The sequence below is a fragment of the Ciceribacter lividus genome, from assembly GCF_003337715.1.
Lineage (GTDB): Bacteria > Pseudomonadota > Alphaproteobacteria > Rhizobiales > Rhizobiaceae > Allorhizobium > Allorhizobium lividum.
On the sequence record NZ_QPIX01000001.1, the window covers coordinates 587,144 to 612,270 of the forward strand.

At 63.5% G+C, this 25,127-nt stretch carries 25 protein-coding genes and 1 pseudogene; 8 read left to right on the top strand and 18 right to left on the bottom strand.

Features of this window, described 5'->3' with window-relative positions; genetic code table 11:
* The first annotated feature begins 76 nt into the window (after positions 1–76).
* Positions 77–1,603 (top strand): helicase HerA domain-containing protein, encoded by a 1,527-nt coding sequence (locus DFR48_RS02815; RefSeq protein WP_114361599.1) that lies wholly within the window; start codon positions 77–79, stop codon positions 1,601–1,603.
* Between the two features lie 37 nt (positions 1,604–1,640).
* Here the strand turns inward: DFR48_RS02815 and pepT are convergent, their stop codons facing one another.
* Together pepT and DFR48_RS02825 are read right to left on the bottom strand one after the other, a co-directional pair.
* Positions 1,641–2,882: a peptidase T gene (pepT, locus tag DFR48_RS02820; RefSeq protein ID WP_114361600.1), complete on the bottom strand. Its 1,242-nt coding sequence runs from the start codon at positions 2,880–2,882 to the stop codon at positions 1,641–1,643.
* 136 nt (positions 2,883–3,018) lie between these two features.
* Entirely contained in the window at positions 3,019–4,008 is a 990-nt protein-coding gene (locus DFR48_RS02825) for a TerC family protein (protein WP_114361601.1), read from the bottom strand.
* A gap of 425 nt (positions 4,009–4,433) precedes the next feature.
* On the opposite strand from DFR48_RS02825, the gene rpsD reads away from it, so the two are divergent.
* The 4 genes from rpsD (at position 4,434) to DFR48_RS02845 (ending at position 7,818) form a co-directional block, all read left to right on the top strand.
* A complete protein-coding gene (gene rpsD / locus DFR48_RS02830; protein ID WP_114361602.1) occupies positions 4,434–5,051 on the top strand; it encodes a 30S ribosomal protein S4 in 618 nt (205 codons plus the stop codon).
* A gap of 67 nt (positions 5,052–5,118) precedes the next feature.
* Positions 5,119–6,045: a glutaminase gene (locus DFR48_RS02835; protein WP_114361603.1), complete on the top strand. Its 927-nt coding sequence runs from the start codon at positions 5,119–5,121 to the stop codon at positions 6,043–6,045.
* A 61-nt stretch (positions 6,046–6,106) separates the two neighbouring features.
* The gene (gene ttcA / locus DFR48_RS02840) at positions 6,107–6,994 is read left to right on the top strand and encodes a tRNA 2-thiocytidine(32) synthetase TtcA (protein WP_114361604.1); all 888 of its coding nucleotides are present in this window, start codon (positions 6,107–6,109) and stop codon (positions 6,992–6,994) included.
* A gap of 2 nt (positions 6,995–6,996) precedes the next feature.
* On the top strand, positions 6,997–7,818 hold the full coding sequence (locus tag DFR48_RS02845; protein ID WP_114361605.1) for an inositol monophosphatase family protein: 822 nt from the start codon (positions 6,997–6,999) through the stop codon (positions 7,816–7,818).
* Between the two features lie 33 nt (positions 7,819–7,851).
* Here the strand turns inward: DFR48_RS02845 and DFR48_RS02850 are convergent, their stop codons facing one another.
* The 5 genes from DFR48_RS02850 to DFR48_RS02875 form a co-directional block, all read right to left on the bottom strand.
* Positions 7,852–9,057, bottom strand: a complete 1,206-nt coding sequence (locus tag DFR48_RS02850; RefSeq protein ID WP_114361835.1) for a multidrug effflux MFS transporter — start codon at positions 9,055–9,057, stop codon at positions 7,852–7,854.
* 143 nt (positions 9,058–9,200) lie between these two features.
* Complete coding sequence (gene grxD, locus DFR48_RS02855; protein WP_112685037.1) at positions 9,201–9,536, bottom strand: Grx4 family monothiol glutaredoxin; 336 nt, start codon at positions 9,534–9,536, stop codon at positions 9,201–9,203.
* Positions 9,537–9,869: 333 nt separating this feature from the next.
* Positions 9,870–10,103: a BolA/IbaG family iron-sulfur metabolism protein gene (locus tag DFR48_RS02865; RefSeq protein ID WP_112685033.1), complete on the bottom strand. Its 234-nt coding sequence runs from the start codon at positions 10,101–10,103 to the stop codon at positions 9,870–9,872.
* Between the two features lie 28 nt (positions 10,104–10,131).
* Positions 10,132–12,354: a phosphoribosylformylglycinamidine synthase subunit PurL gene (gene purL, locus DFR48_RS02870; protein ID WP_114361607.1), complete on the bottom strand. Its 2,223-nt coding sequence runs from the start codon at positions 12,352–12,354 to the stop codon at positions 10,132–10,134.
* A 106-nt stretch (positions 12,355–12,460) separates the two neighbouring features.
* Positions 12,461–13,879 (bottom strand): aminotransferase-like domain-containing protein, encoded by a 1,419-nt coding sequence (locus DFR48_RS02875; protein WP_114361608.1) that lies wholly within the window; start codon positions 13,877–13,879, stop codon positions 12,461–12,463.
* A 167-nt stretch (positions 13,880–14,046) separates the two neighbouring features.
* Between DFR48_RS02875 and DFR48_RS02880 the strand changes: the two genes are divergently transcribed.
* On the top strand, positions 14,047–14,220 hold the full coding sequence (locus DFR48_RS02880) for a YjiS-like domain-containing protein (protein WP_245415497.1): 174 nt from the start codon (positions 14,047–14,049) through the stop codon (positions 14,218–14,220).
* An 85-nt stretch (positions 14,221–14,305) separates the two neighbouring features.
* Here DFR48_RS02880 and DFR48_RS02885 read toward each other — a convergent pair whose 3' ends face one another.
* The 6 genes from DFR48_RS02885 to purC form a co-directional block, all read right to left on the bottom strand.
* A complete protein-coding gene (locus DFR48_RS02885) occupies positions 14,306–14,878 on the bottom strand; it encodes an acyloxyacyl hydrolase (protein WP_114361609.1) in 573 nt (190 codons plus the stop codon).
* 187 nt (positions 14,879–15,065) lie between these two features.
* Positions 15,066–15,449 (bottom strand): hypothetical protein, encoded by a 384-nt coding sequence (locus DFR48_RS02890; RefSeq protein ID WP_114361610.1) that lies wholly within the window; start codon positions 15,447–15,449, stop codon positions 15,066–15,068.
* A gap of 47 nt (positions 15,450–15,496) precedes the next feature.
* Positions 15,497–16,171 (bottom strand): phosphoribosylformylglycinamidine synthase subunit PurQ, encoded by a 675-nt coding sequence (gene purQ, locus DFR48_RS02895; RefSeq protein ID WP_114361611.1) that lies wholly within the window; start codon positions 16,169–16,171, stop codon positions 15,497–15,499.
* Positions 16,168–16,425, bottom strand: a complete 258-nt coding sequence (locus DFR48_RS02900) for a hypothetical protein (RefSeq protein WP_114361837.1) — start codon at positions 16,423–16,425, stop codon at positions 16,168–16,170. The genes purQ and DFR48_RS02900 overlap by 4 nt, the downstream gene beginning before the upstream one ends.
* An 18-nt stretch (positions 16,426–16,443) precedes the next feature.
* Complete coding sequence (gene purS / locus DFR48_RS02905) at positions 16,444–16,686, bottom strand: phosphoribosylformylglycinamidine synthase subunit PurS (RefSeq protein ID WP_114361612.1); 243 nt, start codon at positions 16,684–16,686, stop codon at positions 16,444–16,446.
* Between the two features lie 18 nt (positions 16,687–16,704).
* Positions 16,705–17,469, bottom strand: a complete 765-nt coding sequence (purC, locus tag DFR48_RS02910) for a phosphoribosylaminoimidazolesuccinocarboxamide synthase (protein WP_114361613.1) — start codon at positions 17,467–17,469, stop codon at positions 16,705–16,707.
* Positions 17,470–17,698: 229 nt separating this feature from the next.
* Here purC and DFR48_RS02915 point away from each other — a divergent pair, with 229 nt between their 5' ends.
* Positions 17,699–18,010, top strand: a complete 312-nt coding sequence (locus tag DFR48_RS02915) for a DUF1476 domain-containing protein (RefSeq protein WP_114361614.1) — start codon at positions 17,699–17,701, stop codon at positions 18,008–18,010.
* A gap of 39 nt (positions 18,011–18,049) precedes the next feature.
* On the opposite strand, the gene DFR48_RS02920 is transcribed toward DFR48_RS02915, so the two are convergent.
* The 3 genes from DFR48_RS02920 to DFR48_RS02930 all read right to left on the bottom strand — a co-directional run bounded on the left by DFR48_RS02920 (position 18,050) and on the right by DFR48_RS02930 (position 22,777).
* Positions 18,050–20,572 carry a sensor domain-containing protein gene (locus DFR48_RS02920; RefSeq protein ID WP_342634907.1) on the bottom strand — a complete coding sequence of 841 codons (2,523 nt, stop codon included), beginning with the start codon at positions 20,570–20,572 and terminating at the stop codon, positions 18,050–18,052.
* 113 nt (positions 20,573–20,685) lie between these two features.
* Positions 20,686–21,234 carry an RBBP9/YdeN family alpha/beta hydrolase gene (locus tag DFR48_RS02925; protein ID WP_114361615.1) on the bottom strand — a complete coding sequence of 183 codons (549 nt, stop codon included), beginning with the start codon at positions 21,232–21,234 and terminating at the stop codon, positions 20,686–20,688.
* Between the two features lie 79 nt (positions 21,235–21,313).
* Entirely contained in the window at positions 21,314–22,777 is a 1,464-nt protein-coding gene (locus DFR48_RS02930) for a ferredoxin reductase family protein (protein WP_170141783.1), read from the bottom strand.
* Between the two features lie 199 nt (positions 22,778–22,976).
* Here DFR48_RS02930 and DFR48_RS22145 point away from each other — a divergent pair.
* Positions 22,977–23,085 (top strand): annotated as a pseudogene (locus DFR48_RS22145) (low affinity iron permease family protein); the annotation flags it as partial.
* Between the two features lie 156 nt (positions 23,086–23,241).
* On the opposite strand, the gene purB reads toward DFR48_RS22145, so the two are convergent.
* Entirely contained in the window at positions 23,242–24,543 is a 1,302-nt protein-coding gene (purB, locus tag DFR48_RS02940; protein WP_114361617.1) for an adenylosuccinate lyase, read from the bottom strand.
* Between the two features lie 61 nt (positions 24,544–24,604).
* Entirely contained in the window at positions 24,605–25,126 is a 522-nt protein-coding gene (locus DFR48_RS02945; protein ID WP_114361618.1) for a hypothetical protein, read from the bottom strand.
* Position 25,127 lies beyond the last annotated feature (1 nt).

The following is a 25,127-nucleotide window of genomic DNA, read 5'->3' on the forward strand; positions in this document are numbered from 1 at the left end:
GGTCTTTGATAGGTAGGCGGGACGCGCGCCGGGCCGGAAAGGCCGGGCTTTTGATTCGAAACGAGAGGTAGGGCACTTGCAGGTCGGAATCGACATGGGGACGTTGGCTGGCGGCCAGCCGGCCAAGCTCGATATCGAGGAGCTGCTCGCTACCCGTCTCTTGGTGCAGGGCAATTCCGGTTCCGGCAAGTCGCATCTCTTGCGGCGCCTGCTGGAACAGTCGGCGCAGTGGGTGCAGCAGGTCGTCATCGACCCGGAAGGCGATTTCGTCACGCTGTCGGACAAGTACGGTCATCTCGTCGTCGACGGGGAGCGCACCGAAGCCGAGCTTGCCGGCATTGCCGACCGTATCCGCCGCCATCGCGTTTCCTGCGTGCTGACGCTGGAGGGGCTGGAGATCGAGCAGCAGATGCGCGCGGCCGCCGCCTTCCTCAACGGCATGTTCGATGCGGACCGCGAGTTCTGGTATCCGGTGCTCGTCGTCGTCGACGAGGCGCAGATGTTTGCGCCCTCCATGGGCGGTGACGTCTCGGAGGATGCGCGGCGCATGTCGCTCGGCGCCATGACCAACCTGATGTGCCGCGGGCGTAAGCGCGGCCTCGCCGGGGTGATCGCCACGCAGCGCCTTGCGAAGCTTGCGAAGAACGTCGCGGCCGAAGCCTCGAATTTCCTGATGGGGCGCACCTTCCTCGATATCGACATGGCACGAGCCGCCGACCTGCTTGGCATGGACCGCCGGCAGGCGGAGATGTTTCGCGACCTGAAGCGCGGCAACTTCGTCGCCCTCGGCCCGGCGATGTCGCGCCGGCCGCTGCCGATCGTCATCGGATCGGTCGAGACTTCCGCGCGTTCCTCCAGCCCCAAGCTGATGCCGCTGCCGGAGGCGCCGCAGGACGTCGAAGACCTGATCTTCACGCCGGACCCGGAGGAACTCGCCCGCCCGATCGTCCGCCGTGCGCCGCCACAGCCGCGCCCGACGACGGATATTCTGGCCGAGCTGTCGCGCGCGGCGCCTGCAGCCTCCACCCCGGTCGCGACTGAAACCCGTCCCGGCACTCTGGAAATGTCGCCCGAGGAGCGGGAGGAGCGCCTCTCTGCTGTACTCGCCGAAATCCTTGATGATCCGCAGGCCGCCTACCGAACCGATTCCGTCCTCTATCAGGAGTTCCTCGTCCGCGCCCGCATGCGCCGGATCGGCGGTCCGCCGATGGCGATGGGCGAATTCCGCCGCCGGGTCGCCGTCGTACGCTCGGGCGTTGACGCGGAAACGGCGTCCTCCGACGCCTGGAAGACGGCGCTTTCGCTGGCGGAAGGTGTTTCAGACGATCTGCAGGGCGTCTTCCTGATGATGGCGAAGGCGGCGATCCGGAAGGAAGCCTGTCCGTCGGACCTGAGGATCGCGCGGGCCTACGGCACCCATTCGGCGCGGCGTGCCCGCAGGCTCCTCGGCTATTTCGAGGAGCAGGGGCTCGTTGTCGTCCACACCGATTTTTCCGGCAAGCGCATCGTCGCCTTCCCGGAGCTCGAGGCGGAAACGGCGCCCGGAAGCGCCGATGCGGCGGACGACCAGCCGGCGCCGACGGATCATTTCGCGGCGGAGTAGCTCCTACTCTTCTTCCGGCTTGGGAGCTTCCGGGCCCTCAGGCCCGCTCTTCCCAGACCTTCACCAGTTCCACGATCGTCTTCACCGCTGTTTCCATATCCTGCACGCTCACCCATTCGAGCGGCGAATGATAGGCATGGCCGCCGGTGTAGATATTGGGGCAGGGCAGGCCCATGAAGGAAAGGCGTGAACCGTCGGTGCCGCCACGGATGCTGGTGACCTTCGGCTCGAGCCCGACGCGGCGGGTCGCTTCCAGCAGGTTTTCCATCACCTCCGGATGGCGGTCGAGGACGATCTTCATGTTGCGGTACTGTTCCTTGACCGTGAAGGTGAAGGTGGAGCCCGGATAGCTTGCCATGACCTCCTCGGTGATCGCCTTCAGAAGCGTCTCCTTTTCGGCGAGGCCCTTTTCCTCGAAATCGCGGATGATGAAACCCAGTTCTGCGCCCTCCATCGAGGCGTTGACTCCGACCGGATGGATGAAGCCCTGCCGCTCTTCGGTCGTCTCCGGCGCCTGGTCTTTCGGCAGGCGGGCAACGATGTCGGCGGCGATCTTGATGGCGTTCTCCATCTTGCCCTTGGCGGTGCCGGGATGGATCGCGACGCCCTTGACCGTGATGGTCACGCCGTCGGCCGAGAAGGTCTCGTTCTCGATCTCACCGACGGTCGAGCCGTCCATCGTGTAGCCGAACTTCGCGCCGAGCTTTTCCAAGTCCACCTTGTCGGCGCCGCGGCCGATCTCCTCGTCGGTGGTGAAGAGGATCTTGACCGGCCCGTGCGGTATCTCCGGATTTCGGACGAGGAACTGTGCAGCCGACATGATTTCGGCGACGCCCGCCTTGTCGTCGGCGCCGAGCAGCGTCGTGCCGTCGGTGGTGACGATGTCGTGGCCGATCTGGTCCTTCAGGTCCGGATGCTCCGCAACGCGGATGATCTGGTTCGTGTCGCCGACGAGCCGGATGTCGCCGCCCTGGTAGTTCTTCACAATCTGCGGTTTGACACCGGTGCCGGAGAAATCCGGGGCCGTATCCATATGTGAGCAGAAGCAGATCGCCGGCACATCCTTGTTTGTATTGGCCGGGATCGTCGCATAGACATTGCCGTGCTGGTCGAGATGAGCGTCTTCGAGGCCGAGCGCCTTCAGTTCCCGCTCGAGGAGGCGGCCGAGATTCTTCTGCTTTTCCGTCGAAGGTTGCGTGTGCGAGGTCGGGTCCGATTGCGTGTCGATCACGACATAGCGGAGAAAGCGGTCAAGAACGGTGTCATTGGGAAGGGACATAGGTGGATATCCGATTGATTCTGGCTGGGACGTGAGGGCGAACTTAGCGTGCCATTCATGCCGCGGGAATGCCGGTTCCCCGGAAAAGAAGACCGCGCCGGAGGCTCCGGCGCGGCGGTTGGTCGAGAGGGGCCGCTTACTCGGCGGGCTTGGTTGCTGCCGGCCTGTCGCGGGTTGCCCACAGGGACCCGAGAATGCCGGCAGCGAGGATCGCGACGGTGACGCCCAGCGAAACCAGCGGCGGGATTTTGGCAAGGCCCAGCATGTCGGCGACGAAGATCTTCGAGCCGATGAAGATGAGCACCACCGAGAGCGCATACTTGAGATAGGCGAAGCGGTGGATGAGGGCGGCAAGCGCAAAGTAGAGCGCCCGCAGGCCGAGGATCGCGAAGATGTTCGACGTGTAGACGATGAACGGATCGGTGGTGATCGCGAAGATCGCCGGGATCGAATCGACGGCGAAGACGAGGTCGGCGAACTCGATCAGGATCAGCGCCAGCATCAGCGGCGTCAGATAGGTCTTCAGCCTGCCCGTCTTCGGGTCATTTTCGCGGGCGAAGAATTTCTCGCCATGCAGCCGGTCGGTGATCGGCAGGTGCTTACGCAGTATCTTCAGAACCGGGTTGTTCTCTACGTCATAGGGCTCGCTGCTTGAAAACATCATCTTGACGCCCGTGATGATCAGGAAGGCGGCGAAGAGGTAGAGAACCCAGCCATAGTTTTCGACGACGGCAGCACCGGCGCCGATCATGATGCCGCGCAGCACGATCACGCCCAGAATGCCGTAAAGCAAGACGCGGTGCTGGTATTCGCGCGGAATGGAGAAATAGCCGAAGATCATGGCGATGACGAAGATGTTGTCCATCGCCAGGCTCTTTTCGATCACGAAGCCGGTCAGGTATTCGACGCTTGCCTGCTGGCCGAATTGGCTCCAAACGAAACCGGCAAAGAGAATGCCGAGCGTCATGTAGAAGCCGGTCATCAGGAGGCTCTCCCTGATGCCGATTTCGTGGCTCTTCCTGTGAAGAACGCCGAGGTCGAGGGCGAGCAGAGCGATTACGACGGAAATGAAGGCGAGCCACATCCAGACGGCGGCGCCCTGGAAATCAACCCATAGGAAATCCATGACATAATCCATGCCGGATCAGGTTGATTGGAAGAGCACCGACATCACGGTCGATCCGGCGATACACGTCAGAGGGGCCCGGTGCCGAGGATGGAAGTGGGAAGCCGACTGGTGCCGTTCAAGAGGCCGGCGACAAAAACGAACGCGGTTTTCTAATGGCGCTCCTATGGTCCTGGAAAGGTCGAGCCGCGCCAACTCGGCCGCGTTTGCAGGGTGCTTGTTGACAATTCCGCGACTTCCCCCTAAAGACAGCGCCAGCACCGGGTGGCGACGCCCGGTGTTTCATTTGACATGTCCCGTGGCTGCTCCGTTGCTGACGTGAGCCGCCTGTCAGGAGAAGCCGAAAGGCAATCCAGAGGAGGGCGTGTTTCCTAACAGAGCGGGGCCGGAAGGTGCCGCATAAGAAGACGTTGAAAGGAAATACGATGAGCAAGCGCGCATCATCCAAGTACAAAATTGACCGCCGCATGGGCGAGAACATCTGGGGCCGTCCGAAGTCCCCGGTCAACCGCCGCGAATACGGCCCGGGCCAGCACGGCCAGCGCCGCAAGGGCAAGCTCTCCGACTTCGGCGTGCAGCTGCGCGCCAAGCAGAAGCTGAAGGGCTACTACGGCGACATCCGCGAGAAGCAGTTCCGCGCGATCTACGAAGAAGCCAACCGCCGCAAGGGCGACACCGGAGAAAACCTGATCGGCCTCTTGGAATCGCGCCTCGACGCCATCGTCTATCGCGCCAAGTTCGTGCCGACCGTCTGGGCTGCCCGCCAGTTCGTCAACCACGGCCACGTCACCGTCAACGGCGTTCGCGTCAACATCGGTTCCTACCGTTGCAAGGCCGGCGACGTCATCGAAGTTCGCCAGAAGTCCAAGCAGCTGGTTACGGTTCTGGAATCGGTCCAGCTCGCCGAGCGTGACGTTCCGGACTACATCGAAGTCGACCACAACAAGATGGTCGCGACGTTCGCCCGCGTTCCGACGCTCTCCGACGTTCCGTACCCGGTCGTCATGGAACCGCAGCTGGTCGTCGAATTCTATTCGCGTTAATTGCGTGCTATCTGGAATTCAGGAAAGCCGTCCCTCGGGGCGGCTTTTTTGTTAGAGGGACTGTCTCATGGATCTTCAGACGCTTCTCGACGACATTGTTGCAGAGCTCGCGGAACGGCGGGGCGAGGGCAAGGTGGCGGACTATATTCCGCAGCTTGCCAAGGTGGACCCGAACCAGTTCGGAATTGCGGTGACCACGGTCGACGGCAAGGTCTACGCCGCCGGCGATGCCGCGGTGCCCTTCTCCATCCAGAGCATTTCCAAGGTCTTCATGCTGACGCTTGCGCTCGGCAAGGTCGGCGAAGCGATCTGGCGCCGGGTCGGGCGAGAGCCGTCGGGCACGGCGTTCAACTCCATCGTCCAGCTCGAGCATGAGCACGGCATTCCGCGCAACCCCTTTATCAACGCCGGCGCCATCGTCGTCTGTGATCTCGTTCTCGCCGGCTACAAGCCAAAGGAGGCGATCGGTGAATTCCTGCGTTTCGTGCGTTCGCTCGCCGACGACGACACGATCACCATCGACAAGGCGGTGGCGCAGTCCGAAACGGCGACGGGTTACCGCAACTACGCCCTCGCCAACTTCATGCGCTCGTTCAATAATCTCCAGCATGATGTTGATCATGTTCTCGGAGTTTACTTTCACCAATGCGCGCTTGCGATGACCTGCCGGCAATTGTCGCGGGCCGGGCTCTTTCTGGCGGCGCGCGGTGCTGACCCGATCGGCGGCTATTCGGTGGTGACGGAAAAGCGGGCGCGGCGTATCAACGCGCTGATGCTCACCTGCGGCCACTACGACGGCTCGGGCGATTTCGCCTTCCATGTCGGCCTGCCGGGCAAGAGCGGTGTGGGCGGCGGCATCATGGCGATCGCGCCGGGCAAGGCTTCGATCGCCGTCTGGTCGCCGGGGCTGAACAAGGTCGGAAACTCCGCACTCGGCACCGTCGCGCTCGAAATGCTCGCCTCGCGCACCGGCTGGTCGGTATTCGGGGCTTGATCTTCGCTTCCCAAGCGGGCATTGCCAGTGCGAGCCATCCAGGTCGTCCCGGAGTCAGACGATGACATTTTCGACGTCCGCCGAGCAATTCGACACCGATGCCGGCGATGATCCCGAAGTTGCGGACGCGGTTTCCGCCCATCCGGTCTTTGCCAACGCCCCGCGCTCGGTCGGCTTCAACAAGCTGCGCAAGCGGCTGATCCGCCAAGTCCGGCAGGCGATTGCCGATTTCGACATGCTGAAGGGGCAGAAGCGCTGGCTGGTCGGGCTTTCCGGCGGCAAGGACAGCTACGGGCTGCTCGCGCTGCTTCTCGACCTCAAATGGCGGGGCCTGCTGCCGGTCGATCTCGTCGCCTGCAATCTCGATCAGGGGCAGCCGAATTTTCCCAAGCACGTGCTGCCGGACTATCTCTCATCGATCGGCGTTCCGCACCGGATCGAATACCGCGACACCTATTCGGTGGTGACGGAGAAGGTGCCGCAAGGCGCCACCTATTGCTCGCTCTGCTCACGGCTGAGGCGCGGCAATCTCTACCGTATCGCCCGCGAGGAGGGCTGCGAGGCGCTGGTGCTCGGCCACCACCGCGAGGATATCCTCGAGACCTTCTTCATGAACTTCTTCCACGGCGGCCGGTTGTCGGCCATGCCCGCGAAGCTCCTGAACGACGAGGGTGACCTGATGGTGCTCAGGCCGCTCGCCTATGCCGCGGAGGAGGATCTCGCGCGGTTCGCCGCCGCCATGCAGTTTCCGATCATCCCCTGCGATCTCTGCGGCTCCCAGGACGGGTTGCAGCGCAATGCGATGAAGGAAATGCTGGCCGGTATCGAAGCGAAGATGCCGGGGCGCAAGGACGCCATGTTGCGGGCGCTCGCCCATGTCGATCCGTCGCATCTGCTCGATCCGAAGCTCTTCGACTTCTCCTCCCTCTCGCCGACAAAGGACGAATGACCATGGCCGATCTCGACATTGCTGCGCTCGCCAACGTGCTTCAGGAGGCGGCGTATGCCGAGGTCCTGCCCCGCTTCCGCAATCTCGGCGACGGCGACATCCGGATGAAGACCGAGGCGATCGATCTCGTCACCGAGGCCGACGAGGCGGCCGAGCGGCTGATCCGCGATCGCGTGGCGGAACTGCTGCCCGAGGCTCTTTTCGTCGGTGAGGAGTCTGTCGCCGCCGATCCGGCCCTTCTCGGGAAGATCGGAGATGCCGATCTCGCCGTCGTCGTCGATCCCATCGACGGCACCTTCAACTTTGCCGCCGGCCTGCCGCTGTTCGGCGTGATGCTGAGCGTCGTCTCCGAAGGCGAGACCGTCGCCGGCATCATCTACGACCCGATCGGCAACGACTGGGCGATTGCGGAGAAGGGATCGGGCGCGTGGCTCTGCCGTACAGACGGCACGCAGGAGCGGATGGTCGTGCGGCCGTCGCAGCCGCTCTCGCAGATGATCGGGATCGCCAACACCGGCTTCTTCGATATCGAGACCCGCCGCAAGCTGCTCGTCAATCTCGCCGACGTGCGTCTCTTCACCAGCTATCGCTGCGCGGCCCACGAATATCGCATGCTCGCCCAGGGGCACATGGATTTCGCCATGTATAACAAGCTGATGCCCTGGGACCATCTGGCCGGTACGCTGATCGCACAGGAAGCGGGCGCCTACGCGGCGCGATTCGACGGCTCGCCTTACCTTCCGCATCACACGACCGGCGGCCTGCTGATCGCCAACGACGAGGAGAGCTGGCGGGAGCTCATGGAAAAGGTCTTCACCATCTGAGACAGAAAAGCCCGGTCAGACCGGGCTTTTCTGTCAGCGCGGGGCGTTCTGCGGTCGGAACAAGTGTCCCTTTTCGGCGACCAGCACGAAGACCAGGCCGATCAGCGAAACGGTGAAGTAGCCGGCCACCATCGGTAGCGCCGTCCCGTCATAGGCCTGGCCGATCGCGGCGCCGATCAGCGAGCCGCCGACCGTTCCCATGAAGCCGAGCACCGAGGACGCCGTGCCTGCGACATGGCCGAGCGGTTCCATGGCGAGCGAGTTGAAGTTCGAGCCGATCCACCCGAACTGGAACATCGCCAGCGCGAAGAGCAGGAAGAACAGCGGGAAGGGCATCGGCTGCGGCCCGAAGACCTGCACCAGCAGCCATACGAACGTGATGGAGATGAAGCCGACCAGCGAGGCGTGCGAGAGCCGCCGCATGCCGAAGCGTCCGACGAGGCGTGAATTCACGAAGGACGACAGTGCCATGAAGGTCGCGACGCCGGCGAAGGCGACCGGGAACCATGTGCCGAGATGATAGATGCCGACATAGATCTGCTGGGCCGAGTTGATGAAGCCGAAGAGGGCGCCGAAGATGAAGGTGCTCGCCAGCGTATAGCAGAGCGCCACGCGATCGGTGAGCACGATGCGGAAACCTTCGAGGATCGACCGGACAGTGAACGGCCGAACGTCCGCCGGCGAAAGCGTCTCCGGCAGGCGGATGTACATCCAAGAGCCGACGAGCGCCGCCGCCACCGCCATGAAGACGAAGATCAACTGCCAGGGGCCGAGCAGCATGATGACCTGCCCGGTGCCGGGGGCGACGACCGGGATCACCATGAAGACCATCATGATCAGCGACATGACCTCGGCCATCTGGCGACCACCATAGACGTCGCGCACGACCGAGATGGTGACAACGCGCATCGCCGCTGAGCCGATCCCCTGGATGAAGCGGAGGGCAAGCAGGACCCCGAAGCTCGGCACCAGGGTGACGGCCAGCGAGGAGAGGACATAGATGCCGAGGCCGAACAGAATCGGCTTGCGGCGACCGAAGCGGTCGGCGACCGGGCCGTAGAAGAGCTGCGCGATGCCGAAGCCGATCAGGTAGGCCGAGACGACGTACTGGCGGTGGTTCTCGTTGGTGACGTCGAGGGCGCTGCCGATCTGTTGCAGCCCCGGCAGCATGATGTCGATCGCCAGTGCATTCAGCGCCATCAGGAACGCCATCAGCGCGATGAATTCCGGCCGCCTCATGCCCTTGAGCAGCGAGGGGCGCGATTCCAATGGTTTGTTCATCGAATCCATTCCTGAAAAACAGCGAGAAGGCGCCGTGGGAGGCGGCGCCTTGGCAAGTTGAAGGTCATGGACATCCGCGGCGAAGGCCGCGGGTGGGAAAATCAGGCGGCGCCGCGGGCGCTGATGCCCTGGTCGGCGAGATGCTTCTGCAGTTCGCCCGACTGGAACATTTCGCGGACGATGTCGCAGCCACCGACGAACTCGCCCTTGATGTAGAGCTGGGGAATCGTCGGCCAGTTCGAGTAGTCCTTGATGCCCTGGCGGATCTCGTCATCGGCGAGCACGTTGATGCCCTTGTAGTCGACCCCGACGTAATCGAGGATCTGCACCACCTGACCGGAGAAGCCGCACTGCGGAAACTGCGGGGTACCCTTCATGAAGAGAACCACGTCGTTGCTCTTCACTTCGTTGTCGATGAATTCGTTGATGCCGCTCATGGCAATATCCTCTCACATGCGGTTCAAGTGCCGCTGCTTCGTCTTTCGCTTAGATAACATGGCGAGCCGAGATTTCCAGCCGCCATTTGAAAAAAGCCAGAAACGGGATGAGAGGTGTGTCCTATCGGCTGCGGCGGTTGATCCGGCGCGCCGCGCGCGCCGTCTTGCCCGCCTCGCGTGTGGTGCGCTTCTGCCGCGGTGTCGACGTGTTGCGGCCTCCCGTGTACGAGCGCCGCCGCCGCCGCGGCCGCGTGAGCCCCGATATGATGCTTCTGACGAGTGCCGCAATGAATTCGCCGAGGACGCCCTTCACGATCGTGGCTTTCCGTCGACCTATTCGGGAACCGAAGTCTGCAGCGCGAGCGCATGAAGCACGCCGCCCATGTTGCCCTTCAGCGCGTCATAGACCATCTGGTGCTGCTGCACACGCGTCTTGCCGCGGAACGCCTCCGCGACAACCTCTGCAGCATAGTGATCGCCGTCTCCGGCCAGGTCACGGATCACGACGCGGGCCCCGGGGATGCCAGCCTTGATGAGATCTTCGATGTCGCCGGGTTTCATAGCCATGATCGGTACTCCTTGCTTGCGGGCGGCCTCAGGCCAGTTCTCCGCTCATGAAGTCAGGGAACCACGATTCATGGGCCGAACGCAATTGGTCAATTGCGACCGGACGGGCCTCTCCGAGCTTGACCGTCGAGCCGCCGGTTCTGCCGATCCAGGGGCAGAAAACGCCGGCCGCTTCGGCGCGGACGAGCACGGTGTCAACATCCTCTTCCTTGACCGTCAAGACGTAGCGGCCCTGGTCTTCGCCGAAGAAGACCGGGATCGGATCGGCGTCGTTGAGGGCGTTGACGCTGGCGCCGATCCCCGATGCCATCGCCATTTCGGCGACGGCGAGAGCAAGCCCGCCCGACGAGCAGTCGTGGACGGCTGTTGCCAGTCCGTCTTCGATCAGGCCACGAACGAAGTCGCCCGTTTTCTTCTCCTCGGCGAGGTCGACATGCGGGGCAGGGCCGTCGGTGCGGCCGTGGATGTCACGCAGGTAGACCGACTGGCCAAGATGCGTTCCCCAGCTCGAAGGTGCGCCGGCGAGCAGGATCGCCTCGCCCTGGGCGGCAAAGCGGATGCGGGCCATCTTCGACCAGTCCTTGAGCAGGCCGACGCCGCCGATCGTGGGGGTCGGCAGGATCGCCTGGCCGTTGGTCTCGTTGTAGAGCGAGACGTTGCCGGAGACGATCGGGAAGTCGAGGGCCTTGCAGGCTTCGCCGATGCCTTTGATCGCGAAGACGAACTGGCCCATGGTCTCCGGGCGCTCGGGATTGCCGAAATTCAGGTTGTCGGTTGCAGCGAGCGGCAGGGCGCCGGTCGCGGTGATGTTGCGCCAGCACTCGGCCACCGCCTGCTTGCCGCCTTCGAACGGATCGGCTTCGACGTAACGCGGCGTCACGTCGGAGGAGAAGGCGAGCGCCTTGGTCGGGTGGGTGTCGACGCGGACGACGCCGGCGTCGCCGCCCGGAAGCTGCAGCGAGTTGCCCTGGATCAGCGTGTCGTACTGCTCGTAAACCCAGCGGCGCGAGCAGTTGTTGGGCGAGCCGACGAGCTTCAGAAGGGCGTCTGCGATGTCCGCCTGCGGAATGTCGTTTTCGGCGAGCGGAGCCGGCTTGTTGGGCTCGATCCACGGGCGGTCGTATTCCGGAGCCTCGTCGCCGAGCTCCTTGATCGGCAGGTTCGCCACTTCCTCGCCCTCGTGCAGGACGCGGAAGCGCAGGTCGTCGGTGGTCTTGCCGACGATTGCGAAGTCGAGACCCCACTTGTGGAAGATCGCCTCGGCCTCCTGCTCCTTTTCCGGGCTGAGGACCATGAGCATGCGCTCCTGGCTTTCCGAGAGCATCATTTCGTAGGCGGTCATGCGCTCTTCGCGGACCGGCACCTTGTCGAGGTCGAGCTCGATGCCGAGGTCGCCCTTGGCACCCATCTCGACGGCGGAGCAGGTGAGGCCGGCGGCGCCCATGTCCTGGATGGCGATGACCGCACCGGTCTGCATGAGCTCGAGGCAGGCCTCGAGCAGGCACTTTTCGGTGAAGGGGTCGCCGACCTGGACGGTCGGGCGCTTCTCCTCGATCGATTCATCGAATTCCGCCGACGCCATCGTCGCGCCGCCGACGCCGTCGCGACCGGTCTTGGCGCCGAGGTAGACGACCGGCAGGCCGACGCCCTTGGCCTGCGAGAGGAAGATGGCGTTCGACTTGGCCAGTCCTGCGGCGAAGGCATTGACGAGGATGTTGCCATTGTAGCGGGCGTCGAATTCGACTTCGCCGCCCACCGTCGGCACGCCGAAGGAATTGCCGTAGCCGCCGACCCCCGCAACGACGCCGGCGACGAGATGGCGGGTCTTCGGATGATCCGGTGCGCCGAAGCGAAGCGCGTTCATCGCCGCGACCGGGCGGGCACCCATGGTGAAGACGTCGCGCAGGATGCCGCCGACACCCGTCGCGGCGCCCTGATAGGGTTCGATGAAGGAGGGGTGGTTGTGGCTTTCCATCTTGAAGACGACGCAATCGCCGTCATCGATATCGACGACGCCGGCGTTCTCGCCGGGGCCCTGCAGCACGCGGGGTCCCTTGGTCGGCAGGGTTTTCAGCCACTTCTTCGAGGACTTGTACGAGCAGTGTTCGTTCCACATTGCGGAGAAGATGCCGAGCTCGGTGAATGTCGGCTCGCGTCCGATCAGCTCCAGAATCCGGTCGTATTCCTCGGGCTTGAGACCGTGGGCGGCGACGAGTTCGGGCGTGATCGGAATGGCGTTCGGAATGGTCATGATCTTCTCTGGATCGTTGGGACGACGGCTTCGGACTGCCTATAGCCCATGCGCGCCCAAACCGCGATAGGGAAATTGCCCGTTTTCGACGTGATCCGGAGGAGATTCAGGAATCGGTTTCGTACGCGGCCGGGCCTCCGTCCAGCAACCGCCGCAGGGTATGGAGACCGGCGATCACGGGATCCCGCTCGCGCCCTTCGCTGAACCCCACACGCACGTGATGGTAAACGCGCGAGGAACGACCGGCCTTGAACTCGTCCTCGTCGTCGATCAGAACGCCCTCGTTGAGGGCTGCCTGCTTGAAGGTTCCCGAAAGCCATGGCTCCGGCAGTTGCAGCCAGAAGAACGGAATGCGCGGATGGGAACGGAAGACGTGACCGGAAAAGATATCGCGCACATGCCGCTCACGAATGCCGATCTCTTCCACGACGCGGCGACGGATGTCATCGGCCGCCCCCGAGAGTACGAGCTGTGCGCTCAGTTCCGCGAGCACGAAGGGCAGACCGCCGGAGGTCATCTTCTGGGTGACCCGCAGGCGCTGCGAGAAATGGTCGGGTGCCGCGACCCAGGCGCCGCGGACGCCGGCGGCGACCGCCTTCGACAGGCCGCTGACGAGGAAGGTACGATCGGGCGCGATCTCGGCGAGCAGCGGAATGCGGTCCTGGATCAGGGCGCCGTAGATATAGTCCTCGATCAGGAAGACATTGTACCTTCGGGCTATGTCGGCGATCTGCCGCCTCCGGTCCTCGGGCAGAGTGCTGAGAGTCGGGTTTTGCCCCGAGCTGATGATGAAGGCGAGCTTCGGGTGCTCGCGCGCGCAGACCCTCTCGAAGTCCTCGGGCAGAATGCCGTCCCGATCGGAATCGACGAGGCAGACCTGACGTCCGATCAGCGTCGCACTGCGGGCGACTTGCGAATAGGTCAGATGCTCGCAGAGCAACCGGTCGCCGGGGCTGGTCACCGCGGCGATGATGGCGACGACGGCGGCGTGGACGCCGAGATGCGGTGTGACGGCTTCCCGCCGCGGCGTCCATTCTCCGTTCGTCAGCCACCGCTGGCCCGCCTCCAGCCAGTGCGGTGCGAGCGCCCGCGTATAGCTTGCAAGTTCGCCGGGATAGTCGCGGGCGATATCCTGCATCAGCTGGCCGATCAGGGCGGCCTGTCCGACGTCGACTGCGGCGGTGGTGTCGAATCGCAGCTTGCCGGCGGGCGCCGTCAGCGGCCGCGTGCCGCCGTAGCGCGCGACGACCGGATCCCCGGCGGGCGCGGGGGCTTCCCGATGGCCGGCGAGCACGTAGGTGCCGCGGCCGACTTCGCCCGAAACCAGACCACGTTCGCGAAGCAGGTTGTAGGCTCTGGAAATCGTGCCGATCGTGACGCCCATGTCGTAGGCGATATCGCGCTGCGGCGGCAGCTTGGCGCCGTCGGTGAGGCGACCAACCTTGATGTCGCGCTCAGTCGCTTCGGCAATGCGAACATAGAGGGGCCCCTCGGTCGAGGTAAGGTCTGGAAGCCAATTTGTCATGGTGACATTTTTGTATATTGTCATCGTGAATCTGTCAATTCATAGCAATTGTATCTGTCTTGCGATGTCGATATCCGGGGAATACGATGACAATCGATACAATGTGCCATATGCAGGGGCAGGCCGGAAGCTCGGCGCCTTGGCGGCGTCGCGTAAGGGGCGCATTGGTGACCCTCTTCAGGGAGATGGCCCGTCGCAGGCGTGTCCGCAGGACCCGGATCGATCTTGCCGGGCTGACCGCGGACCAGTTGCGCGATATCGGGTTGACGCAGCGCGAGGCGGACGCCGAAGTCCGCCGTTCTCTGTTTCTGGTGACCGACAGGACAGTGCTTCCGAAGTGAGACGCGGGCTGGTACCGGTACCCGGTTTCCCGCCCTTTTCTCGCGGCCCTTGTTCGGGCTGTGCCAGTATGGCGGACAGGTGGCCCTAGAACTTGTAGCCGATCAGGACGCCGCCGCGGGTGAGGCCGTTGTTCGTGTCACCGCACAGGTTGGCGTGGGAAGAATGCTCGATCTGGGCGATGACCCGCCAGTGAGCGTCGAGGTTGATGCCGGCGGCGGCGTATTCGTGAAACAACAGCGCGCAGCCGAGCTTCGGTCCGTCCGTTCCATCCACTCTCAGTCTACCGTTGTGAAGGGTTCCGCCGACGCCACCTTCAACGAAGAAACCGTCGCCGAGGTCGACGGTCCAGCTGAAGCCGCCGAAGATCTGGCTCGCTTCTCCGGCGGTGCTCATGGTTGCGCCGGCATGGATACGGGGGCGGATGAGCTTTTGCAGGCCATCGGCCTCGTTGCGGCCCCAAGGATCGAACAAGGCCATCGCCTCGACGAATCCGCCCTTCTCGTCGTTGGTGTCGGTCTTGTCGGCGGCCATCAGCCCGCCGAGGCGCACTTCATCGAACAGATGATCCTGCGCAGCCGCCGGCTCCACCCCGGCGGTTGAAAGCACCGCCACCGCCATTCCGAGGCGCAGAAGCGTCGCAGTAGTGGCAGTACTCATGCGCAAGGCTCCTCCCACAACTCACCTAGGAGGCAAGCAGCTCTCGAAGGTTGCGCGGAGGATAGGCCGACGAGGTTTATTAGTGCAATAGGAAAAACGCAGGTTTGTGGCCCGGCGTTTCAATCGCAGACCGAAGGGCACTTTTCCACAGGGCAAACGCCACGGACGCCGCGCGATCGACCGGCGATCAGCAGCCCTTGTCGCCCTTGGACCAACGGTTCACGTCGCGGACGATGCGGGCGTGGACCGGTTGGTCCATCATCGGCCCGAAGGCATCGAGGCGTGCCGGGTTGCCTTCCGCCTGCACGACGAGGTGCGGGCGGATGTCGCTGCTGTTCTTGCGAACGAGCAGGATGCGCGGACGGCCGGAATAGGAATCGAGTTCCGGCGCCATGGCGTAACCCTTGAAGTCTCCGTCACCCGATTTGATCCAGCAGGTGTTGGCGCCGACCGCGACCCGTTCCATGACGTCAAGCGCGGAATGGCCGCGGATCGGCTTCGGCTTGTCGGACTGGCAGGCGGTCAGTGCGAGCGCGCCGGAAAGGCTGAGCACGACGAGGGCAGGGCGCATGGGCGGGGTCCAGATTTTGGGCGCGGGTGACTTTCGGCCGGACGGCGTCAGGCAGCGATGACGTCGAGAGCCGAGGCGAAGAGGCCGCGACCGTCGCTGCCGCCGTGGGCCGCTTCGATCAGGTTTTCCGGATGCGGCATCATGCCGAGCACGTTGCCCCGGGCATTGATCACGCCCGCGATATCGTGGATCGAGCCGTTCGGATTGGTACCCTCGGCGTAACGGAAGACCACCTGGCCGTTGTCTTCGATGCGCTTCAGCGTTTCGTCGTCCGCGAAATAGTTGCCGTCATGATGGGCGACGGGGCAACGCAGGATCTGACCCTTCGAGTAGGCGCGGGTGAAATCCGTCTCGGCGTTGACGACTTCTAGCTTGATCTCTTTGCAGACGAACTTCAGCGATGCATTGCGCATCAGCGCACCCGGCAGCATGCCCGCCTCGACGAGAATCTGGAAGCCGTTACAGACGCCGAGCACCTTGGTGCCGCGTTCCGCCGCCGCCTTGACCGCCTGCATCACCGGCATCCGCGCGGCAATCGCGCCGCAGCGCAGATAGTCGCCGTAGGAGAAGCCACCGGGAATGACGATCAGGTCGACGCTTTCGGGAATTTCCGTCTCGGTCTGCCAGATGGTGAGCGGGGCCTTGCCGGAAATCTTGGTGAGCGCGGCAATCATGTCGCGGTCGCGATTGAGGCCGGGGAGTTGGAGGACGGCTGATTTCATGGCTGGGGCTCAAACCTTGCTTGGGCTTCCTGGAATTCGCGCAATTCCAGGCGATTTTCAATGCGGTCCAGACGCGCCTCGTGACGCGCCAGAGTGGTATGGATATTCAGCATGTCCTGATGCGTCGGCACGAGTGTGCCACGCATGACATTCAATTCCGCCCGCAGCTCTCGCTGACCCAGCCTTGTGTCGGTCACATCCGCGTGGACCCGCTTCAGTAGCTCGTACATCAGTTCGCTGGTCACCTCGGCCACGGCCGGCTCCTTCAACCGTCAGGCGATGGAGATAGTATAGTTCTCGATGACCGTGTTTGCGAGGAGTTTCTCGCACATGGCCTTGAGCTCGGCTTCCGCCTTCGTCTTGTCGGTACCTTCGAGCTCGAGGTCGAAGACCTTGCCCTGGCGGACATGGTCGACGCCTTCGAAGCCGAGCGCGGAGAGGGCGCCCTCGATCGCCTTTCCCTGCGGGTCCAGAACGCCGTTCTTCAGAGTTACGGTCACGCGTGCCTTGATCACTTGAGGCTTCTCCTGTCCTTACTTGACCAGAACCGGCCCGGTGCCGCGCAGCGGTTCATTCAGATTGATGATGCCGAGGCGGCGCGCCACCTCCTGATAGGCTTCGAGCAGTCCGCCGAGATCCTGACGGAACCGGTCCTTGTCCATCTTTTCCTTGGTCTCGATGTCCCAGAGACGGCACGAATCGGGAGAGATCTCGTCGGCGAGAATGATGCGCATCATGTCGCCCTCGTAGAGGCGGCCGCATTCGATCTTGAAGTCGATCAGCTGGATCCCGACGCCGAGGAAGAGGCCGCTCAGGAAGTCGTTGACGCGGATGGCGAGCGCCATGATGTCGTCGAGTTCGGCAGGGTTGGCCCAGCCGAAGGCGGTGATGTGCTCCTCCGAGACCATGGGGTCGTCGAGCGCATCGGACTTATAGTAGAATTCGATGATCGAGCGCGGCAGGACCACGCCTTCCTCGATGCCGAGGCGGCGGGCGAGCGAGCCGGCGGCGACGTTGCGCACGACGATCTGGAGCGGAATCATCTCCACTTCCTTGATCAGCTGCTCGCGCATGTTGATCCGGCGGATGAAATGCGTCGGAATGCCGATCTTGTTGAGATGCGTAAAGACGTATTCGGAGATGCGGTTGTTGAGCACCCCCTTGCCGTCGATGACGGCGTGCTTCTTCTTGTTGAAGGCGGTGGCGTCGTCCTTGAAGTGTTGAATCAGCGTGCCCGGCTCCGGTCCTTCATATAGGATCTTGGCCTTGCCCTCGTAAACACGGCGGCGACGGTTCATGGCTGGTTGTCTCTGCTGTTGGCGTCACATCGAGGACGCGTGGATCGATATGTTGCGGTCCCATAGCGGAAAACAACGGTTTTCACAATGCGGGTATTGTTCGTTTCGATCGAATCCTCAAATCGCACCCGGCGCCCCGGATGCGCCTAACTTCGCATTGGACTTTGGCGGGGCTTTTGATTAATGGGGGCTGAAACCCTTGGATGGCGCTAGTTTTTGGGAGACACAGATGAGCGGCATGAGCGATCGCGAAAAGGCATTTGAAAACAAGTTCGCGCACGATCAGGAACTGAAGTTCCGGGCTGAAGCACGGCGCAACAAGCTGCTCGGTGTCTGGGCGGCTGCGCTGATGGGCAAGGATCCGGAGGCCTACGCCAAGGAAGTGATTGCCTCGGACTTCGAGGAAGCGGGCCATGAGGACGTTTTCCGCAAGGTCCGCGACGATCTCGCCGCAGCCGGCGTTTCCGTCGACGAGCAGGAACTGCGCACGAAGATGAGCGATTTCCTCGCCCAGGCCGTCGATCAGATACAGAGCGAATAATACAGTCATGCGCGGGCGCGGTCCTCGCGACCGCGCCGGTCACGTTGCGCGCCAGCTTTGCGCGCGCAGGAAGGCGAACGTGTCTTCCATGCCCATCGGCTTTGCCAGGCCGTAACCCTGCAGCACATCGCAACCGAGTTTCGCGAGCACGCGCACGTGGTCTCGCGTTTCCACGCCTTCTGCGATGATTTTCACGTTCAGCGACCGTCCTATATCGATGATCGAGCCGACCAGCCGGCGCTGTTCGGGCGAACGTGTCACGTCGCGCACGAGCTCGCGATCGATTTTCAGCGAATCCGGACCGATCCGCAGAAGGCTCACGATCGATGCATGACCGGTGCCGAAATCATCGATCTCGATGCCGATCCCAAGCTTGCGGATGTGGGCGAGGTTGGCGCGGGCCTGTTCGTCGGATTCGTCGAGGAAGATCGACTCCAGGAGTTCGAACGAGACTGATCCGGGCTCGAAGGCGAGCGCGGCGAGCTTCTGGGTGAGGTGCGGATCGTGGAGGCGGCGGGTCGATACGTTGACGGATACCTTCGGAACGCGCAGCCCCTCGGCTCGCCAGCGGGCGGCATCCGCGACAGCCTTCTCCAGCAGCAAACCGTCGATCTGCGCGACGATACCGATCTCCTCGGCGACCGCGAGGAACTCGGCGGGCGCCAGAAGGCCGCGCCCGGGGTGTTGCCAGCGAACGAGGGCCTCGGCGCCGACCACGTCGAGGCTGCGGGCGCAGAACTGAAACTGGTAGTGCGGCACGAACTCATCGTTCTCCAGTGCGCGCATCAGATCGTCGGCAAGGCGATGCGCAGTCACCATCTGATGGCGGCGGTCGCGACAGAAGAACTCGTAGCGGTTCCGTCCGGCATTCTTGGCGTGGTAGAGAGCGATGTCGGCATTGAGAAGCAATTGCCGAGCATCGATCCTGCCGCTGCGCTCGATGGCGATGCCGATGCTCGCGCCGGCGCGGCATTCGTGTCCCTCGAAGATGACCGGGCGCCGCAGTTCGGCGATAAGCCGCTCCGCCATGGCGGCAAGCTCGTCCTCGTTCCCGTCGCATGGAGCGAGGAAGACGAACTCGTCGCCACCGATCCGGGCGACGAAGTCGCCATCGTGGCGCACGGCGTCACGCAACACGCGCGCCGCGTGACGAAGCATCTGGTCGCCGGCATTGTGGCCGAGCGTATCGTTCACCTGCTTGAACCGGTCCAGGTCTATGTGCAGAGCCGCGAGCCCCTGGCCGCGCTCGTCGCAGTCGGCGGCGAGGCGATCGAGCATCTGGTCGAGATAGCGGCGGTTCGGGAGGTCGGTCAGGTAGTCGTGCAGGGCTATATGCTCGATGCGCGCCTTGGCTGCTTCGAGCTCCGCGTTGCGTGCTTCGGCAAGCGTTTTCGCCCGTTCGAGCTCCCGATGCAGGACGACATCGCCGGTGACGTCCCAGTTAGCGCCGATCATCTTGCGGTGGCCATCTGAATCGATGAAGGGCAGGGTGCGTGAACGGATATAGTGCGTCGAACCGTCCCTGAGGATCACACGGTATTCATCCGAGAACGGCAGCAGGTTGGCAACGTGGCGCTCGACCTCGTCGAACACACGGCCACGATCGTCCGGATGCAGCATGCTCTCCCATAGCCCGCCGATCTTGACCTCCTCGTTCCTGTCGACGCCATAGAGGGCGAACATCCCGTCGTCCCAGTCAGACGTTCCGAGATCGAAATCGGCCTCGAACACGCCGACGCGGGAAACCTCCAGGGCGACCTTGAGTCGCCGCGAGAGGTGGGTGAGTCTCTCCTCGGTCTGTTTGCGTGCCGTTATGTCGATATCGGTTCCGATGATCCGCAGCGGTCGTCCGTCGGGATAGCGCTCGACGCATGAGCCGCGGCATTCGATCCATAGATAATGGCCGTCCCTGTGTCGTTCCCGGTAGTCGAAGATCATATAGTCGGGATCGCCAGCGGTCTGGCGTTCGACATAATGGGCGACGCGTTCGCGGTCTTCCGGATGGATGCGCTCGAGCCAGGCGTCCGTCTCGGTCTGGATGGGTTCGTCGGGGCCGATCCCGCGCATCTGCCGCCAGATGTCTGAACAGTACCATTGGTCGAGATCGGCACGGTATTCCCATACGCCGGAGAATGATCCAACCAAGGCGCTGTGCCAGCGCCTTTCGGCGGCCTCGCTCACCGCCAGCCGGTTCTTCAAGGCGCTTACATCCGTGAGGGTGACGAGAAAGAGGTCGCCGTTCTGCGGATACGGCGCGAGTGCTGCCATCAGCCAGATATCGCCGCCAGCCGAGGTGATCGCGAGCTCGAGACCGTGCTGCGCCGTTCCGGTTGCCGACGTCGCAAGAAGAGCAGCCGTCAGCTGGGCCGCGCAAGCCGGAGTAAGAAGGTCAGAGAGGCGTTCACCACCCTTCAGCAGCGCAAGTCCAGTCGCATTCGCCGCCTTTACGGAGGTTCGGATGTCTATGACAAGTGCCGGCGACGGGATGACACCAAGCAGGTCAGTGGTCTTTGTCAGGCGCCACTCGTCTTTCTTTCGGCAGCTACCGTCGGCCTTTGGCAAAACCAGTGCTCGCGTTTACATGGACGTTTCGGTCGAGACGCTAGTGCCGCCGGATTAATATCGAATTAAACCGATACATGCTGGCCTGTTCCGTACCGGGACGCAACCCCTCGTCAAAGGCGCGCCAGAAACTGGGCGAAGACCATGGTCCCTTCCGGCCATGGGCCGTGGCCGGACTCGGCGTTGATGTGGCCGCATTCTCCGGCATCGAGGAGCAACGAGCCCCAGGCGTTCGCAATATCCTCGGCCTGTTCGAACGCGCCGAAAGGGTCGTTCCGGCTCGCCACCGTTATTGAGGGGAACGGCAGGGGCGCGCGTGGGTAAGGGCCGAAGGTCATCAGGTGTTTCGGCCTGATCTCCGGATTGGCGACGTCCGGCGGCGCGACGAAGAAGGCGCCGGCGACCGTGCTCGTGAAACGGGGTACGGCCTGGACCGCGGTCGCCACACCCAATGAATGGGCGACCAGGACCACCGGTCGGGTCGAAGCATTCACCTCCTCGACCACGCGCTCCACCCAATCCTCCCTGACGGGTTTCGACCATTCCGCCTGCTCCACGCGGCGGGCGGTCGAGAGTTTCGCCTGCCAGCGGCTTTGCCAGTGATCGGGCCCGGAATTGGTGTAACCGGGAATGATGAGGATATCGGCGTCGGATGCTTTCATGCCGCTTATCTGCGTTCGCATAGCCTCCACGTCAAGACGAAGGCGGCTGCCGAACGCAGAAATAGCATGCCCTGTGGCCTCACCGGATGAGGGCGGCAACCAGGGCCACAGCCAATGTCGCCCCGTAGACGAGTGCGATCACCGAGATGAAGCGGCGCCTCACGATCCGGCACACGACATCGTTGCCGCCGTCGAAGTCGAAGCGTTCCATGACGATGTGAGCGGCCGGCACGCCGGCCTGCACGAGCAGCCCGATGGCGCTTTCCATCATGGCGGGCGGACCGCAGACGAATGCCGTGACCGCTCCTCGGTCGAGGTCCTCCAGGATGCGATTGAGGTGACCGGCGTCGCAGGTTCCCTTTTCGCAGCCGGAATCATCGTCCATGTCCGCGAGGAAGATCGCCCGGAAATCGTGCCCCGCCATCGCGTCCTCGATTTCCTTGCGAGCGACGTGGTCGGCGGCCGACCGGGCGCCAGCGATCAGCCGCACGGGCCGCCGATCGTCCGTTGCGGCGAGTGCACGAACAAGGCTGAGCACCGGCGCGATGCCGATGCCCCCGGCAAGGAGAGCGATCGGGCCATTGCCCGCCTCCCGCAACGTGAAACTGCCATGCGGTCCGTCGACGCCCATCCGCGTGCCGGGAGCGAGGCTGCTGACGCTGCCGCTCATGTCGCCGGCGTTGCGGATCAGGAATCGCAACTGCGGCAAGTCGGACGGGGCGGAGGCGATCGAGAAGGGGTTGTCGGTGAATGTGTGGCGGCGGCCGATCGTCAGCCAGACGAACTGACCTGCGGCGAAGGAAAAGCGTTCGGGTGTATCCGTCGTCAGCACGAGTTCGGCGATCGAAGGGCTGAGCGAGCGCGCGGAGGTAACGGTGAAACCGCTGCGAAAGGCGTGGACGGGCCTGAAGACATAGACAACGAGGAGCGATGCCAGCGCGACGAGCGCGATGAAGAGCAAGGCGGCTGCGCCCAGGGGATCGGCCATGAAGCGTGCGTTCGTGAATGCATGGTGAAGGCCGAGCAGCACCAGTGCCACCGCCATCGCGCCGTGCCCGACGCGCCAGCCCTGGTACGGCAAGACCCTTCCGCGCATATATTTGCCGGTGACGATGAGGATGACTGCAAGCAGTGTCGCGATGACGCCCGTGAGCAGGTCCGGCCTCAGGAAATAGGTGAGCAGCCGGCTCGCCATAGCCGTGACACCGCTTTCGCCAGCCCGAAAGAGGAAGAGGATGACGTGGAGGCCGACCATGCCGAGAGCGCCGACGGCCGCAAGCCTGTGAAAGCCCATGGTCCGATCGAGCCCGATCCGTCCGGAGATGGTTTCGAAGCGGCCCGAGGTCACGAACTGCATCAGGAACATGGAAAGTGCCGCCACGCCGCCCGCGCGCGCAAGAAGCGAAAACACGGTCGATCCGCGCGGCCCCCCGGTGAAGGACGCGAGCAGGACGGGGCCGGCTGTCAGGGCGACATAGATGACGGCAAGCACCGGCGCGGGCAAACCGATGAATCGATCTCCGGCTGATCTGGGCTGCGGCATTCGATCGTTCTCCCTGGGGCGGACGCCATCCGGCCGCGGATGTATTGCCATTTCCGTATACACGAATGTTCTGCGGTCGGTCGTGACACAAGTCAATGTGCGAGCGCGTTCGGATCCGCCGGAACGTTGAGGCACTTCGCGCGTTTACCTGCGGCTTTCTCGAGATGAGCGAAAATGGAAAATAAAATCAGTATCTTCGCGTGACAGCCGTGCAATCCGAACCAGGCTCGACGAAATCATACTGACCAGTCGGGCGGAGAACCGCTTCATCGGTATCGAAAATCGCGATGAGGAGGAACTAAAGCATCCCAACGCAACGCGCTGCTTGGCGACGCGGCGAAGCGCGACCGGCGCGCGCAGGAGACTGTGCTCTCCGTCTGCCACACGGTTCGGAGGCGGGACGAGACGGGACGGAAAAGGCGCCGCCACTCGAAAGGGCGGCGCCGCGCTGAGCGGACGACGGCTCAGCCGAAGACGCGCTTGAAGATCGTGTCGACGTTCTTGGTGTGATAGCCGAGGTCGAACTTTTCGCGGATGTCCTCTTCGGAAAGCGCCTTCCGGACATCGGCGTCGGCGAGCAGTTCTTCGAGGAAGTCCGCGCCCTTTTCCCAGACTTTCATGGCATTGCGCTGGACGAGCCGGTAGCTGTCCTCGCGCGACACGCCGGCCTGGGTGAGCGCCAGGAGCACGCGCTGGCTCATCACAAGGCCCTTGAACTTGTTCATGTTCTTCAACATGTTCTCGGGATAGATCACGAGCTTCTCGATGACGCCGGCGAGGCGGTTGAGGGCGAAATCGAGGGTGATCGTCGTATCCGGGCCGATGGCGCGCTCGACGCTCGAATGGCTGATGTCACGCTCGTGCCAGAGCGCCACGTTTTCCAGCGCCGGCGTCACCGACATGCGCACGAGACGGGCGAGGCCGGTCAGGTTTTCCGTCAGCACCGGGTTGCGCTTGTGCGGCATGGCCGACGAGCCCTTCTGGCCCGGTGAGAAGAACTCTTCCGCTTCGAGCACTTCCGTGCGCTGCATGTGGCGGATCTCGATCGCGACGTTTTCGATCGAGGAGGCGATGACGCCGAGGGTGGCAAAGAACATCGCATGGCGGTCGCGCGGGATGACCTGGGTCGAAATCGGCTCCGGCTTCAGGCCGAGTTTTTCGCAGACATGTTCCTCGACGCGCGGATCGATGTTGGCAAAGGTGCCGACGGCGCCGGAGATGGCACCGGTCGCGACTTCGGCGCGTGCCGCCTCGAGGCGCGCGCGGTTGCGGCTCATCTCGGCATAGAAGCGCGCGAAGGTGAGGCCCATCGTCGTCGGTTCGGCATGGATGCCGTGGCTGCGGCCGATGCGGATCGTATCCTTGTGCTCGAAAGCGCGCGTCTTCAGCGCGGCGAGAACGCGGTCCATGTCAGCCAGCAGGATGTCGGCGGCGCGTACGAGCTGGATGTTGAAGGTCGTGTCGAGCACGTCCGACGAGGTCATGCCCTGGTGGATGAAGCGGCTGTCCGGGCCGACGAATTCGGCAAGATGGGTGAGGAAAGCGATGACGTCATGCTTGGTGACGGCCTCGATCTCGTCGATGCGGGCGACGTCGAACTCCGCCGCGCCACCCTTCTCCCAGATGGTCTTCGCCGCTTCCTTCGGGATCACGCCGATCTCGGCGAGCGCGTCGCAAGCGTGGGCCTCGATCTCGAACCAGATGCGGAACTTGGTTTCGGGCGACCAGACGGCGACCATTTCGGGCCGGGAGTAGCGGGGGATCATAGGCCTATCTTTCCTGGAAAGCTGCGGGATGGCGTCGCTTTAGCAAAGACTGCCGGCAATCTCAACGGTTGCGGCGCGCCAGCAGGAGGCTTGCCGTGACGAGGAACAGGAGTCCGAACGGCAGGAAGAGGCGCAAGCCCAGGACACTGAACTGGAAAATGGCCGAGGCGGAGGTGAACACGAACTGAAACGCCCATATCCTGGTGCCGAACGGCGCATGCCACTGTGCGTAGAAGCTGCGGTACTGCATGGCGAAGAGAAAGGCCGTAAACGCGACCGTACCGACGGATAGAAACAGGAATCCGGCGGCAAAGCGCGTCTCCACCGGGCGGTTGAGGCTGAAGAAGCGGGTGACGGGCACGGCGGTCAGCCATCCGAGCATGCCGCCGCCCAGAAAGAGCAGGAGCAACTGGTCGCGGTGCGCGTAGGGTGTCCAGTGCAGCATCCACATCGCGAGCAGGCAGGAAAGCGCCATGACCGCGCCCCAGACCAGCGCGCCGAGAAGCCAAAGGCCGGCAGACGGAATGCTGGCGGCGAGGCGGGCACGCAGGTTGAGCGGCGAGGAGCGGGAGGCCTGGAGCATT

Coding starts and splice junctions, on each gene's coding strand:
- pepT (WP_114361600.1), bottom strand. CDS start 2,882: ATGTCCCTTCCCAATGACACCGTTCTTGACCGCTTTCTCCGCTATGTC.
- DFR48_RS02825 (WP_114361601.1), bottom strand. CDS start 4,008: ATGGATTTCCTATGGGTTGATTTCCAGGGCGCCGCCGTCTGGATGTGG.
- rpsD (WP_114361602.1), top strand. CDS start 4,434: ATGAGCAAGCGCGCATCATCCAAGTACAAAATTGACCGCCGCATGGGC.
- DFR48_RS02835 (WP_114361603.1), top strand. CDS start 5,119: ATGGATCTTCAGACGCTTCTCGACGACATTGTTGCAGAGCTCGCGGAA.
- ttcA (WP_114361604.1), top strand. CDS start 6,107: ATGACATTTTCGACGTCCGCCGAGCAATTCGACACCGATGCCGGCGAT.
- DFR48_RS02845 (WP_114361605.1), top strand. CDS start 6,997: ATGGCCGATCTCGACATTGCTGCGCTCGCCAACGTGCTTCAGGAGGCG.
- DFR48_RS02850 (WP_114361835.1), bottom strand. CDS start 9,057: ATGAGGCGGCCGGAATTCATCGCGCTGATGGCGTTCCTGATGGCGCTG.
- grxD (WP_112685037.1), bottom strand. CDS start 9,536: ATGAGCGGCATCAACGAATTCATCGACAACGAAGTGAAGAGCAACGAC.
- DFR48_RS02865 (WP_112685033.1), bottom strand. CDS start 10,103: ATGGCTATGAAACCCGGCGACATCGAAGATCTCATCAAGGCTGGCATC.
- purL (WP_114361607.1), bottom strand. CDS start 12,354: ATGACCATTCCGAACGCCATTCCGATCACGCCCGAACTCGTCGCCGCC.
- DFR48_RS02875 (WP_114361608.1), bottom strand. CDS start 13,879: ATGACAAATTGGCTTCCAGACCTTACCTCGACCGAGGGGCCCCTCTAT.
- DFR48_RS02885 (WP_114361609.1), bottom strand. CDS start 14,878: ATGAGTACTGCCACTACTGCGACGCTTCTGCGCCTCGGAATGGCGGTG.
- DFR48_RS02890 (WP_114361610.1), bottom strand. CDS start 15,449: ATGCGCCCTGCCCTCGTCGTGCTCAGCCTTTCCGGCGCGCTCGCACTG.
- purQ (WP_114361611.1), bottom strand. CDS start 16,171: ATGAAATCAGCCGTCCTCCAACTCCCCGGCCTCAATCGCGACCGCGAC.
- purC (WP_114361613.1), bottom strand. CDS start 17,469: ATGAACCGTCGCCGCCGTGTTTACGAGGGCAAGGCCAAGATCCTATAT.
- DFR48_RS02915 (WP_114361614.1), top strand. CDS start 17,699: ATGAGCGGCATGAGCGATCGCGAAAAGGCATTTGAAAACAAGTTCGCG.
- DFR48_RS02925 (WP_114361615.1), bottom strand. CDS start 21,234: ATGAAAGCATCCGACGCCGATATCCTCATCATTCCCGGTTACACCAAT.
- DFR48_RS02930 (WP_170141783.1), bottom strand. CDS start 22,777: ATGCCGCAGCCCAGATCAGCCGGAGATCGATTCATCGGTTTGCCCGCG.
- purB (WP_114361617.1), bottom strand. CDS start 24,543: ATGATCCCCCGCTACTCCCGGCCCGAAATGGTCGCCGTCTGGTCGCCC.
- DFR48_RS02945 (WP_114361618.1), bottom strand. CDS start 25,126: ATGCTCCAGGCCTCCCGCTCCTCGCCGCTCAACCTGCGTGCCCGCCTC.